General features: G+C 67.7%; 12 protein-coding genes. 5 read left to right on the plus strand and 7 right to left on the minus strand.

Going from position 1 to position 14,785, the window contains the following annotated elements:
• Nucleotides 1–3 precede the first annotated feature (3 nt).
• From ACLJOO_RS01465 to ACLJOO_RS01475, 3 genes are read right to left on the minus strand one after another with little or no spacing between them, the layout of a single operon-like run.
• Nucleotides 4–1,770, minus strand: coding sequence for a helix-turn-helix domain-containing protein (locus ACLJOO_RS01465; RefSeq protein ID WP_410784927.1), 1,767 nt, complete (start codon nt 1,768–1,770; stop codon nt 4–6).
• A 4-nt stretch (nt 1,771–1,774) separates the two neighbouring features.
• On the minus strand, nt 1,775–3,076 hold the full coding sequence (locus tag ACLJOO_RS01470; RefSeq protein ID WP_410784928.1) for an MFS transporter: 1,302 nt from the start codon (nt 3,074–3,076) through the stop codon (nt 1,775–1,777).
• A 16-nt stretch (nt 3,077–3,092) separates the two neighbouring features.
• The gene (locus tag ACLJOO_RS01475) at nt 3,093–3,821 is read right to left on the minus strand and encodes a 3-hydroxybutyrate dehydrogenase (protein ID WP_410784929.1); all 729 of its coding nucleotides are present in this window, start codon (nt 3,819–3,821) and stop codon (nt 3,093–3,095) included.
• A gap of 146 nt (nt 3,822–3,967) precedes the next feature.
• On the opposite strand from ACLJOO_RS01475, the gene ACLJOO_RS01480 reads away from it, so the two are divergent.
• Nucleotides 3,968–6,223 carry an FdhF/YdeP family oxidoreductase gene (locus tag ACLJOO_RS01480; RefSeq protein ID WP_410784930.1) on the plus strand — a complete coding sequence of 752 codons (2,256 nt, stop codon included), beginning with the start codon at nt 3,968–3,970 and terminating at the stop codon, nt 6,221–6,223.
• Here the strand turns inward: ACLJOO_RS01480 and ACLJOO_RS01485 are convergent.
• Entirely contained in the window at nt 6,198–7,355 is a 1,158-nt protein-coding gene (locus tag ACLJOO_RS01485) for an MFS transporter (protein WP_410784931.1), read from the minus strand. The two genes, ACLJOO_RS01480 and ACLJOO_RS01485, sit on opposite strands and share 26 nt — an antisense overlap.
• A gap of 68 nt (nt 7,356–7,423) precedes the next feature.
• Here ACLJOO_RS01485 and ACLJOO_RS01490 point away from each other — a divergent pair, with 68 nt between their 5' ends.
• Complete coding sequence (locus ACLJOO_RS01490; protein ID WP_410784932.1) at nt 7,424–8,011, plus strand: CGNR zinc finger domain-containing protein; 588 nt, start codon at nt 7,424–7,426, stop codon at nt 8,009–8,011.
• Here the strand turns inward: ACLJOO_RS01490 and ACLJOO_RS01495 are convergent.
• Entirely contained in the window at nt 7,965–8,666 is a 702-nt protein-coding gene (locus ACLJOO_RS01495; protein WP_410784933.1) for a uridine kinase, read from the minus strand. The genes ACLJOO_RS01490 and ACLJOO_RS01495 overlap by 47 nt on opposite strands.
• A 142-nt stretch (nt 8,667–8,808) precedes the next feature.
• Between ACLJOO_RS01495 and ACLJOO_RS01500 the strand changes: the two genes are divergently transcribed.
• The 3 genes from ACLJOO_RS01500 to ACLJOO_RS01510 are packed head-to-tail and all read left to right on the plus strand — an operon-like array spanning nt 8,809 to nt 11,519.
• Nucleotides 8,809–10,326, plus strand: coding sequence for a hypothetical protein (locus ACLJOO_RS01500; protein ID WP_410784934.1), 1,518 nt, complete (start codon nt 8,809–8,811; stop codon nt 10,324–10,326).
• 6 nt (nt 10,327–10,332) lie between these two features.
• Nucleotides 10,333–10,689 carry a hypothetical protein gene (locus ACLJOO_RS01505; protein ID WP_410784935.1) on the plus strand — a complete coding sequence of 119 codons (357 nt, stop codon included), beginning with the start codon at nt 10,333–10,335 and terminating at the stop codon, nt 10,687–10,689.
• A gap of 20 nt (nt 10,690–10,709) precedes the next feature.
• Nucleotides 10,710–11,519 (plus strand): zinc ribbon domain-containing protein, encoded by an 810-nt coding sequence (locus ACLJOO_RS01510; RefSeq protein ID WP_410784936.1) that lies wholly within the window; start codon nt 10,710–10,712, stop codon nt 11,517–11,519.
• Between the two features lie 55 nt (nt 11,520–11,574).
• Here the strand turns inward: ACLJOO_RS01510 and ACLJOO_RS01515 are convergent, their stop codons facing one another.
• Together ACLJOO_RS01515 and ACLJOO_RS01520 are read right to left on the minus strand one after the other, a co-directional pair.
• Nucleotides 11,575–13,779 (minus strand): MMPL family transporter, encoded by a 2,205-nt coding sequence (locus tag ACLJOO_RS01515; protein WP_410784937.1) that lies wholly within the window; start codon nt 13,777–13,779, stop codon nt 11,575–11,577.
• Nucleotides 13,780–14,206: 427 nt separating this feature from the next.
• Nucleotides 14,207–14,743, minus strand: coding sequence for a YgjP-like metallopeptidase domain-containing protein (locus ACLJOO_RS01520; protein WP_410784938.1), 537 nt, complete (start codon nt 14,741–14,743; stop codon nt 14,207–14,209).
• Nucleotides 14,744–14,785 lie beyond the last annotated feature (42 nt).

Here is a 14,785-nt window from a genome sequence, read left to right on the forward strand (position 1 = left end):
CAATCACCCGACGGCCGAGTGAAGCCGCAGAGCCACCTGGACGTCCAGTGCGCGGTCCGGGGACTGCCAGCCGTCGCCCAGCAAGGCGGTGATGCGGTCGAGTCGCTGTTGCACCGTGTTGGGGTGGATGTGAAGTGACGTGGCGGCCCGGGTCGGGCTCTGGCCGGCGGCGAAGTACGCCTGCAGTGTGCCGATCAGGTCGGTGCCCCGCTGGGTGTCGTAGTCGAGGACCTTGCCGAGCACATGGTGCACGTGGGTGCGTACGTCGACCTCGGACGCACCCACCAGGCCTGCCACCCCCAGGTCGTCAGGTGTGGCGGATTCGCAAAGGCGACCCAGGCGGACCATGGTGGTGACCAGGCGAGACGCCTGTCGGTGTGCCTCAACCAAGGGCTCTCCCCACGTCGCAGGGCCAGTGACAGCGATCGTCACGCCGGTGCGCTTAGCCAGCTCGGACAGGTCGCGTGCAGTAGCCGCAGCGCTGGTACGAGCAAACAGCAACACCAGGTCCCCGCCGTACGGACCAGACAGCACCAGCCTGTCTTCCAGCGGTGCGGACAGCCGTGCACGTACGGCGGTGTGGTCGCCACGGCACACTGCGACGACCAGGCGATCGTGCCGATGATTGGGAGCGAGCAACCGGAGTCGATCGGTCAGAGCGCGCGGATCGGCGCTTCCACTCAGTACGTCGGCCAGCAGGTCTGCCTGTGCACGTTGGGATTGCTCAGCGGCCTGTCGGCGGAACAGGAGGACCAGTGCGGTGACAACGGCTGCTCGCTCGACGATGCGCTGGTCTGCACCGGACAGGTCGTCAGCGCCGCCAATGACCAGTGCACCGAGCCGTTCGCGCTTCGCGGTCGCCGCCACGACCCAGCAGTCACCGATGCGAGTCAATCGACCGGACTCGGACTCCTGCCACGGCACCGGCGTACCAGGGACGCTCCCGGCAGCTGCCAGCTCGTTGCCGCTGGCATCGACCAGTACGACCCACATGTCGAGCAGCTCGGCCAAAGCGGCGGCGATGGCGTCCACATCTCCGCCGGACAACACGATCTCGGCAAAACGGTCATGCGCGGCGGCTGCGTGCTCGACGCCGGCATGTGCAGCAGACAGCTGGTCCAGCGCTGCAGCGGTCTCCGCCGCAGCACGTACCTGCACCAGAGTCACCGCGGCCAGTGTGGCCAGTGAACCGAGCAGAGACACCTCATCACGGCTGAACGGACGCCGTGTCCGGTTGGACGCGAACAGCACACCGACGAACCGCCCGTCGACGACCAACGGCGTACCGCAGATCGCGACCAGTCCCTCCTCGCCGACCGCGTCGTCGATCGGAGTGGTGTGCCGAAAGCGGCGGTCCGACGGGTAGTCCGCGGTCCAGTACGGCTTGTAGGTCTCCGCGACCAGTCCGCCGAGTCCTGCACCGAGTGGCAGCCGCAACTGCTGGAACGCGGCAGAGACGGAGCCGTCGGTGGCACGCATGTACGTGTCGCCGCGGGTCTCGTCGTACAGGGTCAGGTACGCGACGTCCGTGCCGACGAGGGTACGAGCGCGGTGGACGATGGTGTGCAGTACGCCGCCTGGGTCGCGGGCGGACGCCAGCTCGCGCGCTACGTCGACCAGTGCGGACAGCTCGGCCTCACGCTTCTTGCTGGCGTCCATGCCGGCCCGGATCCGCAGGGCGAGGTCGCGTGCCACCGCGTCCTCGCCCGCCGCCCGGGCCAGCTCGCTCCCGGACGCATCCTCGGCCAGCAGCCGCAGAAGCTCCTCCATGGTCCTACAGCGTAGTGAGGTCCCGACGATGTGTTTCGGAGTACGACGTCACCGCGACGATCGAGATGACCGCACAAGCCGCGACGTACACAGCGATCGCGTAGCCGGAGTCGTACGCCTTCAGCAGTGCGACCGCTATGAACGGCGCCAGACCGCCCGCGATGATCGATGCGAGCTGGTAGCCGACCGAGACACCGGAGTATCGCACCCGCGTGCCGAACAGCTCGGTGAAGAACGAGGCCTGCGGTCCGTACATCGCACCGTGCAGCACGAGACCGACTGTGACAGCCAGTGTTGCGAGGGCGAAGTTGCGAGTGTCCACCAGTGCGATGAACAGGAACGCCCAGATGCCGACACCGACCGCACCGATGAGGTACACGGGCTTCCGGCCGATGCGGTCCGACAGCGCGCCCCACAGCGGAATGGCGAAGAAGTGCACGGCAGCGGCGATCAGTACGGCGTTCAGCGCGAACGACTTGCCCATTCCGAGGTGTTCCTTCGCGTACGTCGCGATCACGATGGTGAAGATGTAGTAGCTGACGTTCTCCGCCATCCGCGCACCCATCGCGGTCAGCACCTCACGTGGGTACCGCGTGAGCACCTCGAGAATCGGAAGCTTGTCTGCCGGCTGCTCCTTAGCACGTGCTTCTTGGAAGACAGGTGACTCCTCGATGCGCAGCCGCACCCACAGCCCCACCAAGACAAGCACTGCCGACAAGAGGAACGGAATACGCCAGCCCCACGAGTCGAAGGCCGCGTCCGACTGGAACGCAGCCAGCCCAGCCAGTACGCCGTTTGCGATCAGCTGACCCGCTGGCGCACCAGCCTGCGGCCAGGAGGCCCAGAAGCCACGCCGTGCCGGATCACCATGCTCCGACACGATCAGTACTGCGCCTCCCCATTCACCACCCAGCGCGAACCCCTGGATGAGTCGCAGCACTGTCAGCAGGATGGGGGCGAGCGCACCGACCTGCGCGTACGTCGGCAGCAGACCGATCGCGAACGTGGCAACACCCATCATGAGCAGCGACAGCACCAGCAACTGCTTGCGGCCCAGTCGGTCACCGAAGTGCCCGAACACCACGCCGCCGATCGGACGGGCGAAGAAGCCGACCGCGAACGTGGCGAAGCTCAGCAGCGTTCCTGTGAGCTCCTCGCCTTTCGGGAAGAACAGGTCGCCGAACACCACCGATGCGGCGACCCCGTAGAGGAAGAAGTCGTACCACTCGACCGTCGTACCGACGAGACTCGCGCCGACCACCCGGACGATCGACGAACGGGTGCGCACTGGTTCTGTTGCTGTCATTGGGCGGACTCCTCAGTTAGTGGGCGGTCCAGCCGCCGTCGAGTACGAACGAGCTCCCCGTGATGGAGGCGGACGCGGGGCCGCACAGCATGGCCACCAACTCCGCCACTTCGGCCGGTTCGATCAGCCGCTTCACAGCGACCGGTTCGAGCAGGACCTTGTCCAGCACCTCTGACTCGGACAGGCCGTGTGTCGCGGCCTGGTCCGCCAGTTGCGCGGTAACCAGCGGCGTCCGGACGTACGCCGGGTTCACGCAGTTGCTGGTCACTCCGTGCGCAGCACCTTCCAGTGCGACGACCTTGCTGAGTCCTTCCAGCCCGTGCTTCGCAGCGACGTACGCCGCCTTGAAAGGGCTGGCGCGGAGCCCGTGGACCGAGCTGATGTTCACCACCCGGCCCCACCCGGCGCCGTACATGTGTGGGAGCGTCTGCCGGATCAGCCGGAACGGCGCCTCCAGCATCAGCCGCAGGATGTAGCTGAACCGCTCCGGCGGGAACTGCTCGACCGGTGCGACCTGCTGTACGCCGGCGTTGTTCACCAGGATGTCCACGTCTGTCGGGAGGTCGGACAGCCGCTCCAGGTCGGACAGGTCGGCTACGACCGTTTCGACGCCGTCCAGCGCGTCGAGACCCGCCCGGTCGAAATCGACGGCCACCACGTGGACGCCGTCCGCGGCCAGGCGCTGGGCGCACGCTGCGCCGATACCGGACGCGGCACCGGTGACGAGGGCTCGACGGGTCTCCATGGCCGATGACTGTAGAAATCCGGACCCCGGCGCACTATGGGATACGACCACACAACCCGACACGGAGACATGGCCCATCGAGCCACTTATCCACAACCGCGGCTATCAAAGCAGCGCGTCACGATAGGTGGACCTATTGTTGAAACATGGTCGATATCGAACCGCCGAAGCGGAAGGCCGCCGGCGTGCCCGCCGTGCTGTCGTCGTTCAAGTTCGGTCTCCGCGAAATGGGGCCGGTGCGCACCGGCCGCGCCTTCCTGAAGATGAACCAGGACCGCGGGTTCGACTGCCCCTCCTGCGCGTGGCCGGATCCGGAGCACAAGCACGCCGCCGAGTTCTGTGAGAACGGCGCGAAGGCGGTGGCCTGGGAGGCGACCCGCAAGCGGGTGCCGCGGGCGTTCTTCGCCGAGAACTCGGTCGCGGACATCGACCGGATCTCCGAGTTCGACCTCGGCAAGCTCGGCCGGATCACCGAGCCGATGCTGCTGCGGGCCGGCGCCACGCACTACGAGCCGGTCGGCTGGGACGAGGCGTTCCAGGTCGTCGCCCGGCACCTGAAGGCCCTCGTCGACCCCAACGACGCCGTCTTCTACACCTCCGGCCGGACCAGCAACGAGGCCGCGTTCCTGTATCAGCTGTTCGTCCGCGCCTACGGCACCAACAACCTCCCCGACTGCTCGAACATGTGCCACGAATCCTCCGGTACGGCGCTGTCCCGGGTGATCGGCAGCGGCAAGGGCGCGGTCACGCTGAACATGCTCGAGGAGTCCGAGCTGATCGTGGTCGTCGGGCAGAACCCGGGCACGAACGCGCCGCGGATGCTCACCCACCTCGAGGTCGCCAAGCGCAACGGCGCCTCGATCGTCGCGGTGAACCCGCTGCCCGAGCCGGGCCTGATGCGGTTCATGAACCCACAGAAGCCACGCGGCCTGGTCGGCAAGGGGACGCCGCTGGCCGACCAGCACCTGCGGATCCGGATCGGGGGCGACCAGGCCCTGTTCCTTGCCCTCGGCCACCTTCTGATCGAGGCCGAGGCGGCGAGCCCGGGCACCGTGCTGGACAAAGCGTTCATCGAGTCGCACACCAGCGGGTTCGAGCTGTACGCCAAGCACAACACCGAGCTCGACTGGCCCGCGGTCGAGCAGGCCACCGGGCTGCGGCGGGCCGAGATCGAGGAGCTGGCGCAGCGTTTCATCAAGTCCAAGGCGACCGTGGTGTGCTGGGCGATGGGACTGACGCAGCACCGCGACGCGGTCGCGACGATCAGCGAGGTCGTCAACGTGCTGCTCCTGCAGGGCAACATCGGCAAGCCCGGCGCGGGACCGTGCCCGGTGCGCGGGCACTCGAACGTCCAGGGCGACCGCAGCATGGGCATCTGGGAGAAGGTGCCGGACGTCTTCCTGGACCGGCTCGATCACGAGTTCTCGTTCACCTCTCCACGCGCGCACGGGATCGATGCCGCGGAGACCGTGAAGCGGCTGCGCGACGGCGCCGTACGGGTGTTCTTCGCGATGGGCGGCAACTTCGCGTCCGCGACGCCGGACACCGAGGTCGTGCATCGCGGGCTCCGGGAGTGCGACCTGACCGTGCACGTGTCCACCAAGCTGAACCGTTCGCACACCGTCGCGGGCCGCGAGGCGCTGATCCTGCCGACGCTCGGCCGGACCGACCACGATCACACCGCGGCGGGTCCGCAGTCGGTGTCGGTCGAGGACTCGCAGGGCGCCGTACACCTGTCGAAAGGCAACCTGATGCCGCCGGCGCCGGAGCTGAAGTCCGAGATCGGGATCGTGTGCGGGCTCGCGCAGGCCGTCGTACCGGATGTCGGGCAGATTCCGTGGGCCGATTTCGCCGACGACTACAGCCTGATCCGGCAGCGGATCGGGCGGGTCGCGGACGGGTACGAGAACTTCGAGGAACGGCTACGGGACGGCGACGGCGGCTTCCTGCTGGCACACGCGGCGCGGGACAAGCGGGAGTTCAAGACGTCCGACGCGCGGGCGCAGTTCACGGCGAACGAGCTGACCTGGTTGCCGACGGAGCCGGGCCGGTTGCTGCTGCAGACGTTGCGCAGCCACGACCAGTTCAACACCACGATCTACGGCCTCGAGGACCGGTACCGCGGCATCCACGGGACTCGCGACGTCGTCTTCGTGCATCCGGACGACCTGGCCGAGCTCGGCCTGGAGGACGGCGGGTACGTCGACATCGTGAGCGAATTCCGGGGCGTCGAAAGGCGGGCCGCGCACTTCCGGCTGGTCTCGTACCCGACGGCTCGTGGCTGCGTGGCGGCGTACTACCCCGAGACCAACGTCCTGATGTCGGCCGACGATCTCGCGAAGGGCAGCAACACCCCGGTCGCCAAGGGCCTCACGGTCAGGCTGGAGCCAGTCGCTTCCTGAACCACGGCTGGAGTGCCGCGAGCACGACCGCAGCTCCGGCGGTCGTGAGCCAGAGTCCTGCTGGGCCTGCAGTCTTGAGCAGTTGGGTGACGGTGATCGGTGCGATCGTGGTAGCGATGCCCCAGCTCAGGCCGAAGACGGCGAGGTAGCGGCCGCGGGCCTCGTCGGGAGCGAGGCCGGACGCCTGGGTCAGGTAGCGGGTCAGCAGGAATAGTTCGCCAAGGCTCCACAGGACCGACGCGAGCAGGAACACGCTGAGGTTGTGGGCGACCGCGCTGACCACCAGACCGGCGGCGACCAGTACGTAGCCGATCGCGATGGCCCGGAAGTCGTCGAGGTGCTGCACGCGGAGCACGCGTTGGGCGACGATCAAGGTGATCGCGGACACGGCGAGGATGATGCCGGTGCCCGACTTCGGGAGTCCTTGGTGGAGCAGCGTCAGCGGTACGCCGATGATCAGCTGCATGTAGATGGTGGCGAAAACCGTGCCGCCCGCGAGAAGCAGAAGAAGTCGCCTGTCTCGCCAGACTGCCGCGGGACGATCCGCCGGGCGTTCCCGGCGTACGTCAGCCGGAAGCGCGAGCGCGACCATTGCGGCGCAGGACAAGCAGGTGATCGCGTCGGCGACGAACAGCCAGCGGAGGTCCCAGTGGCTGATCGCGGCGGCGAGCAGACCTGCAAGTACGCCGGCCCCCGCCAGGGCCGCGCTGTACAACCCGTACGCGGCGGGGCGGTCCTCGGGCTCGGTGACGTCGGCGATCATCGCCTGGCTGGGCGGCTCGTAGATCTCGAACGCGAGGCCGAGCAGGATCGTCGCGAGTACGGCGGACCACAGGGCGTGGCTGAGCGCGATCCACAACTGGGCGACCGCACACCCCGCCAGACCCAGGACGATCGTCCGGCGGCGACCGAGGCGATCGGCCAACTGACCGCCGAGCAGCCGGGACGGGATCGTCGCGGCCCCGAAGACCGCGAGGATCAGGCCGACCTGGCCGAGCGAAGCCTTGAACTCGACCGCGAGCACCACACCCAGGAACGGAAGCGTGAACGCGCCGATCCGGTTCACCGCCCGGGCAGCGACCAGGATCCACACCGTCCGGGAGAGCCCGCGCGCCGTGACAACTGCACTCACCTCGAACCCCCATGACTGTCTAAGTGGCTATGATCGGTCACGCAAGCTCGAGCTTACGGAGGTCATGCATGACTGGTCAAGTGTCTTTTGATAGTCATGCCCGGAGCGTGCTGGCGGCGTCGGTCGAGTACGTGAACCGGCTGACGCCCGGGTACGCCGGTGGCGTCGAGCACACCGCGCCGTCCGACGAACGGCAGGCGGTCGCGGAGGCGCTGACCGCGATCGGCCATCCACCGAAGTCGGTCCCGCTGGACGACGCCCAGCGACTCGTACGCCTGGCGGGGCGGATGCGGATCGTGTTCGAAGCCGCGAACACCGGCGACCTCGACACCGCCGCAGCCGAGATCAACGCGTTGCTGGTGGACACCAACGCGCGCCCGCAACTCGACCGTGGCAAGGACCGCCCGTGGAGCCTGCACTTCCACGGCCCCGACGAGCAACTCGCGAACGGCTGGGCGGCCGGATGCGCCGCCGGACTGGCACTGGCCGTCGGCAGCGACCTGGCCGGCCGACTAGGCGTCTGCGCAGCGCCGCAATGCGACCGGGTCTTCGTCGACACGTCGAAGAACGGTCAACGCCGCTTCTGCTCCCCGCAGTGCCAAAGCCGGGTCAAAGCCGCGGCGCATCGGGCCCGTCAGCAGGCTGCCGCCGAGTAAGGATCGGGTTGGCCGGGTCTTCGTTGTTGACGATCAGGTCGGCGCGTTCGGCCGGGCGGACCTGGTCGACGTACAGCTGCTCGCCCGGGATGTACCTGTTGCGGTAGCGCTCCTCGGCGGCCGCCGACGAGTCCATCCAGGCCGCATCACGGGCGGCACCACGGCGGAGTACCGTCTCGAAGCTGACGTCGACGTAGATGCGCAGATCCCAGAACGCGTCGAGCTCCGATCGTTGCAGGAAAGCACCGTCAGCAACCAGGATCGCGTCCTTCGCAGCGGTCTGAACGGGCGAGTCGAGCACAGTCCGAGCGGAGCTGTCGCGAAGGCCGGCCGTGTACCGCCGATCCCCACCCGGACCAAGCGGCCGCAGCAGCCGCTCGCGGATCGCGTCGTAGTCGTACACCTCGAAGTAGTAACTCTCCGCCGAATCAATCGGGTACGCCGTCCGCAGCTCAGGCGCGCGCTTGAAGTAGTCGATCTCTGCCCGAACGATCTCCCGGTTACTCCGTCGCCGCACCACCTCCGCCAGCTCATCCGCAAGCGTCGTCTTCCCAGCGGCCGAACACCCGTCCACCCCCACCCGCACCGGATGTCCCCGCCCTACCGCCAGCACAACGTCGGCCAGCTCCCCCAGAACCTCGGCTCGATCGCCCATGACAGTCATTCTCCACAACACCGCAGGGCGCGGGCGAAAGGTTTCCGCCAAGCGCTTGCGTCAAATTTCTTTACCCTCCGTGATTGCTGGACCCGGGAAGAGGATCGCCGTACCGTTCACTCCCAGTAGGGGGGAAACACAAATGCAGAGATGTTCTTCTTGTGGTGCCGGAAATCTGGGCGGCGCCACGTACTGCGGCACGTGCGGAAAGGTACTGCCACCCGTCGAAGCAGACGTCGAGCCGTCCGGGGAGGCGCCGCCGTCCGATGCGACCCGTTATCTGTGCGCAGCCGTTCAGTTGAACAGCCGGCTCGCCGACGAGGTCGTCCGCGACATTCTGGACGAAGAATTCAAAGCACCGCCGTCGTCTCCGGACGTCGACCTGGTCCCGGTGATCCTGCACGCGATCGCCGCCAGGAAAAGGCATCTCGTCCGCGATGCCCTGCTCACGATCCTGCTGATCGCCGCATTCTGGGGTGCCAACAGCACGCGGTTCGTCGTTGTGCTGCTGGCGCTCGCACTGTGCTGGGTGGTCGTCGTCGGCGAGACCTTGGTGGCGACCTACGGCGTGGTCGCACGCGACCTGCGTCCGGAACGGTTCAAGCCGGACGCGTTGTCATCGGACGATCCCGCGATCAGAGAACGGCTCAGGGACGTCGCCACAGCCAGTCGGGGCAATGTGAGCGTCTACAGCGGGTACCAGCCGTTCGTCGGAAGTGGAGTGCCGATCGAGTCCTGGTCCTTCGCTCTCGACATCGACCGGGCGGCGCAAGGACAGGTCGCCGAGTCCTTTACCGCGCTGACGATCCACGACTTCGTCAAACAGCACCTGGGCGACTTGCGGACCGGCGAGGTCTCGCTGGCCGACCGCGTCTTCGTCGACGGTCGCGACATCCGCGACGACCGCCGATTCCTTCCGGATCGGTTTGCGGTGCCGAGGCCGAAGGTCGATCGCTCGCTGGTCCGCGGTCTGACCGTCGAGCCCGAAGACCGGGCCCGCCCGTACCTGACCGTCCAGATCAGTGGCTGGCGTGGTCAGTTGGTCGTCTCGACCTTCCTGCGGTTCGTCGTCACGCCGCACGAACTGATCGTCGAGGTCACTCATTGCCTGCTCGGGCCGGTGCGGGACGAGTTCCAAGAGGTGGACAGCCTGTTGCCGGAGCCGACCGCGCGTCAGGCGATCCGGATCGGCGGGCGGGCCCTGCGACGGACGCCGGGGCATCTGCTCCGCGCTCCCTTCGCGGTCGCCGCCCACCTGCTCGGCCCAGTGACGACGGCCAATCACCGGTCCAGGCAACGGCGGGAGATCGTCCGCTCGCTCCGGTTCGACTACGGCGCCGCCAGAAGCCCGCGCGAGACGGTCAGCGACGACCGGTTCCAGCGGCACTTCCAGAAGCTCGACGGCGCCTTGTACACCAAGGTGATCGAGAAGCGGATGCTCCAAGCGGTGGAGCAGTTCCTCGATTCCAAGGGGATCGACACCGTCGAGCTGACGCAGCGACAGGCAATGATGCAGAACAACGGCGTGTACGTCGCCCCGGGTGCGAGTGTCACCGCCGGCAGCATCGCTGCCGGGACCGGAGCACGCGCGACTTCCGTGCTTCGGAAGGCCGCCGACGCAGCCAGGCAGACCGTCACCGACGTAGCTGGAAGGAACTGAACGCTGATGGAGAAGAACTACGGAATCCGGATCTCGGGCGGACACGTCTCGGCGGGCGCGATGGCAGCCGGCGAAGGTGCCACGGCGACGAACATCTCGGCAGTGTCAGCGGGTTCACTCGCCGACGCGCGAGCCGGAATGGCGCAGCTCCTCGAACTGCTGCACACGCACTCGGAGCGGTTGGACCGGCCGGACGAAGCCATCGCGGTGGCAGAGCTGGCCGATCGCGAGCTGTCCAAGGAGAAACCCGACAAGACGTCGGTACTGCGGCTGCTGGAGCTGATCGCGTCCGGAGCCAAGTCGATCGCCTCGATCGGCGGTGCGGTGACGGCTGTCCAGCAGGCGGTCTCTGCGATCTTCTGAGCGTCTGGGGGACGAACTCGATGTCTGTCTATTGCACGATCTGTGGCACTCGCCGGCCGGAGGGAGCCAAGTACTGCTCGCAGTGCGAGGCTGCATTCAAGGACGAGGTTGCCGTATCGCGGACCGCCTACGGTCCATCCGGAGACGGAACGGGCCGGTTCGTCGGGGCCACCATGGTTCTCGCCGCGGTGGTCACCGGTGTGATCCTCGGCGGCGACGCGCTGATCGCGCGGTCCGTGGCTGCCCCTGAGGCGCTCGTCTACAACCAGCGCCTCACACCTGAAGGCCTGATCACGGACGGCCCCGTCGTACCCGTGGAGACCCCCAGCGAGAACTGGGTGCCTGCGCCGACGGAGGAATACACCAGCGACACCCCGTCTGCGTCGCCCGAGCCAACTGAGTCCGTAGCGCCGTCGGTGCCCGCTGTGGGCAACGAACTGATCACCGTTTCCCCGGAGGCAGCCCAAGACCCTGCCGCCGCCGACGTCGTACGAGTGCTGACCGCGTATTTCACAGCCATCAACAACCACGACTACGACGGCCATCAGGCACAGCTGACCCGCGCGGCGCGGGCCTCCATGACCCGCAAGGAGTTCACCACCGGCTTTCGGTCCACCGTGGACTCCGAGATCACGCTGGTCGGGCTCACCATCGCGACCGACGCGCGGCTGGTGGCTGAGGTGACCTTCGTCAGCCAGCAGAACGCGGAGGACGGACCCGACGGCCAGACCTGCACCCGCTGGACCGTCGGCAAGTTCTTCGAGGGCCAGGGCACGAGCCTCCGGATCGGCAAGGCGCTCTCGGGCACCAGCAGGTACGAAGCTTGCTGATTCCAGTACGACGCCCCACGCGGACAGTCCGCGTGGGGGCGTCGTACTGGCCGGCTCAGCCGACCGGGGTGAGTTCGCGCTCTTCTTCCGGGGCGGGCGGGGTCGGGGTGGCGTGCTTGGCGGTGTTACCGCGCAGCCACTTGGGGGCCCACCAGTTGGCGTCGCCGAGGAGGGTCATGATGCTGGGGAGTACGACGGCGCGGATGATCGTCGCGTCGATCAGGATCGCGACCGCGAGGCCGACGCCCAGCTGCTTCATGTCCAGCGTGCTCAGGGTCGCGAAGACCGCGAACACGCCGATCATCACCGCCGCTGCGCTGGTCACCACACCGGCCGAGCCGGTGATGCCTTCGGCCACTGCCTGCTTCGTCGGTACGCCGCGCAGTACCGCCTCGCGGATCCGGCTGACCACGAACACGTGGTAGTCCATCGACAGCCCGAACAGCACCACGAAGAGGAAGAGCGGCAGCCAGCTGACCACGGCGCCGTTCGACCGGAAGTCCAGCAGTCCTTCGGCCCAGGTGTTCTGGAAGACCGCTGTGACGACGCCGTACGCCGCGCCCGCGCTCAGCAGGTTGAGCCCGATCGCCGTGACCGCGACCACCACCGACCGGAACGTCACCATCATCACGATCATCGTCAGCAGCAGCACGAACCCGATCACCAGCGGCAGCTTCTCCCGCGTGTGCGCCGCATAGTCGACGTCCGCGGCCACGAACCCGCCGACCGCGTACTCGACTCCCGGCACCTTGCCGACCGTCTCCGGCATCAGTTCCTTGCGCAGCTTGGTCAGCGAGTCCCGCGCCTGGTCGCTGCCACCCTCGTACGGCGTGGCGACCTCGAGCGTCGCGACCGTGCCGTCCTTGGAGAACCGCGGCTCCTCGAGACCGTCCGACGCAAACAGCTTGTCGTCCTTGGTCTTCGCCATCAGCTCGGCCAGCGCGGCCTTCACCGCAGGCTGCTGGTTCGCAGGCGCCCGTACGGCGACCTCGTGGCTGGTGCCCGTACTCGGGAAGGCCGCGGTCAGCCGGTCGTACGCCTTCATCACCGCGGTGTCACGCGGCAGATCCTCCGTGCCCGGGAACTTCAGCGTCATCCCCAGCGCCGGCGACGCGACCGCGAGCAGCGCGGTGACGGAGACCAGCAGAGTGGCGGTCGGGTGCTTCAGGGCCGGCTTGAGGACCGTCGGCCAGAACCGCGGCTGCTTGTTGCCGGCCGTCAGCCGCCAGACGAGCGGGATCCGCGGCTTGTCCACCCAGCGACCGAGCTTCGCCAGTACGGCGGGCAGCACGGTCAGGGAACCGACGACGGCCACCGCGACGACCAGGATCGAGCCGACCGCGAAGGACGAGAACACCGCGTCACGTGCGAGGAACAGGCCCGCCATCGAGATGATGACCGCCGTACCCGAGACGACGACCGCGTGGCCCGAGGTCGCCGCGGCGATTTCGACCGCGTCGACGTGACCGCGGCCCTTGGCACGTTCCTCACGTTCGCGGCGTAGATAGAAGAGCGAGTAGTCGACGCCGACCGCCATACCGATCAGCAGGATCACGCTGTTGACCGCATCCACGGCCGGCACCAACTGCGACGCCGCCGCCGACAGACCGATCGCGGCAGCCACAGCGGACAGTGCGAGCACCAGCGGGACGGACGCGGCGATCAGCGCACCGAATGCGATCAAGAGGATCGCCAGCGTCACGGGCAGGCTGAACATCTCCGCCCGTTTGAAGTCCTTGCCCAGCGTCTCGTTGAGCGCCTTGCCGATCGACAGTCCACCGACCTCTTCGATCCGCAGGTCCGGGTACTGCTGCTGGACCTTCGCAGTGGTGTCGAGCAGCGGCTGAACCCTGGCGTCGTCGTCCGAGCCCTCCGGCACATCCTTCATCGTCACCCGGACGATGACCGCGTCGTTCTTCGGCGACGGCATCGGCTGGCCGACCTCCGCGACCCCACCGAGGGCGCGCATCTGCTGGATCACCACCGCCGCCGCCTTGTTCGCCGCGGCGTGGTCGAGTTGTCCGGACGGAGCCGTGATCAGCACGCTCTCGACGTCCGGATCGTCGAAGTTGCCGGACTTGACGATGTTGTCCGCCCGGGTCACCTCACCGATGTCACCCTCGTTCTTCGACTCCTTGGTCCCGGTCACCTGCCCGAGCGCGAAACAGGCGATCACGACGACAACCCACATCGCGATCGCCCGCCACGGATGGGTCGCGCTCCAGCGCGCTGCCCGGACCGTGATCTGTCCCCTGGCCATACGTTCCCTGCCCCTCTGCGCACCCACCGGCGCCCCACCCAGCGCTCCCTGGCGTGGCGCTGGCTACGGGTAGAAGCCTGGCTGCCGCAGCCCGGTCGCGACCATGCAGGAAGCCCCCCAGGTCACCCTGAGGGAAACCCCACCCCACCCTTTCCCGTACGCCGTACGCACCCCGGCCCACACTCCACCCCGCCCACCCTTGAGCCCCCACCAACCGTTTCCGGTCGCGCCAAACGGTTGGCGGGTGCCCAAAGTCCAACGAACGCGCGAACGCGCGAACGCGCGAACGCGCGAACGCGCGAACGGGCGGGCGGCGGTGGGCGTGGCAGGGCGGCCCGCGCGACTTTGTGCATGACGTCCGTACGCGACGCGCCGATCCGTGCGGACTGGGTGCACAAAGTCGAACAGGCGGGGGCGGGGGGTGGGGTCAGAAGTCCTCGAGGTCGAGGGACGACGCGGCGGAGACACCCTCGAGATAGCCCTCCGCGCGCTCGGCTTTCGGGTAGCGGTGGACGAGGTCCCAGAAGGCGGCGTTGTGGGTCGGCTCGATCAGATGGGCGAGCTCGTGGACCAGGACGTAGTCGACGACCCACGCCGGCATCGACTGCAAACGGGTCGACAACCGGATCGATCTGTCCGCCGGAGTGCACGATCCCCACCGTCTGTTTTGGTTCGAAACCCACCTCACGGACGCAGGTTCGGGCACTTCGGGGAGGTGGCGACACGCGAGTTCGTGTGCTCTGGCCAACAATTTTTCGTCCGACACGCGCGATCGGCTGCGCTGCTTCTCGAGTCGCGCCAGCATGGTCTCGACCCAGCGCGCCTCCTCGGCGGCGGACAGCCGGTCGGGCATCAGCACGACCACTCGGTCGCCGTCCCGGTAGGCGCTGACCGTGCGCTTGCGGCGCTTGCTGCGGCGGATATCCACGTGAGGCGGGATCGGGCGCAGTGGAGAGTCGGCCATGGCTCAAAAATGTACCCCCCGATTCCGACAACTTTCTTCGGT

It is taken from the genome of Kribbella sp. C-35 (assembly GCF_046549195.1).
Taxonomy (GTDB): domain Bacteria; phylum Actinomycetota; class Actinomycetes; order Propionibacteriales; family Kribbellaceae; genus Kribbella.

Excerpts from the sequence above, each read along its gene's own strand:
- ACLJOO_RS01465 (WP_410784927.1), bottom strand. The coding sequence starts at position 1,770 with ATGGAGGAGCTTCTGCGGCTGCTGGCCGAGGATGCGTCCGGGAGCGAG.
- ACLJOO_RS01505 (WP_410784935.1), top strand. The coding sequence starts at position 10,333 with ATGGAGAAGAACTACGGAATCCGGATCTCGGGCGGACACGTCTCGGCG.
- ACLJOO_RS01470 (WP_410784928.1), bottom strand. The coding sequence starts at position 3,076 with ATGACAGCAACAGAACCAGTGCGCACCCGTTCGTCGATCGTCCGGGTG.
- ACLJOO_RS01475 (WP_410784929.1), bottom strand. The coding sequence starts at position 3,821 with ATGGAGACCCGTCGAGCCCTCGTCACCGGTGCCGCGTCCGGTATCGGC.
- ACLJOO_RS01520 (WP_410784938.1), bottom strand. The coding sequence starts at position 14,743 with ATGGCCGACTCTCCACTGCGCCCGATCCCGCCTCACGTGGATATCCGC.
- ACLJOO_RS01490 (WP_410784932.1), top strand. The coding sequence starts at position 7,424 with ATGACTGGTCAAGTGTCTTTTGATAGTCATGCCCGGAGCGTGCTGGCG.
- ACLJOO_RS01480 (WP_410784930.1), top strand. The coding sequence starts at position 3,968 with ATGGTCGATATCGAACCGCCGAAGCGGAAGGCCGCCGGCGTGCCCGCC.
- ACLJOO_RS01500 (WP_410784934.1), top strand. The coding sequence starts at position 8,809 with ATGCAGAGATGTTCTTCTTGTGGTGCCGGAAATCTGGGCGGCGCCACG.
- ACLJOO_RS01495 (WP_410784933.1), bottom strand. The coding sequence starts at position 8,666 with ATGGGCGATCGAGCCGAGGTTCTGGGGGAGCTGGCCGACGTTGTGCTG.
- ACLJOO_RS01515 (WP_410784937.1), bottom strand. The coding sequence starts at position 13,779 with ATGGCCAGGGGACAGATCACGGTCCGGGCAGCGCGCTGGAGCGCGACC.
- ACLJOO_RS01510 (WP_410784936.1), top strand. The coding sequence starts at position 10,710 with ATGTCTGTCTATTGCACGATCTGTGGCACTCGCCGGCCGGAGGGAGCC.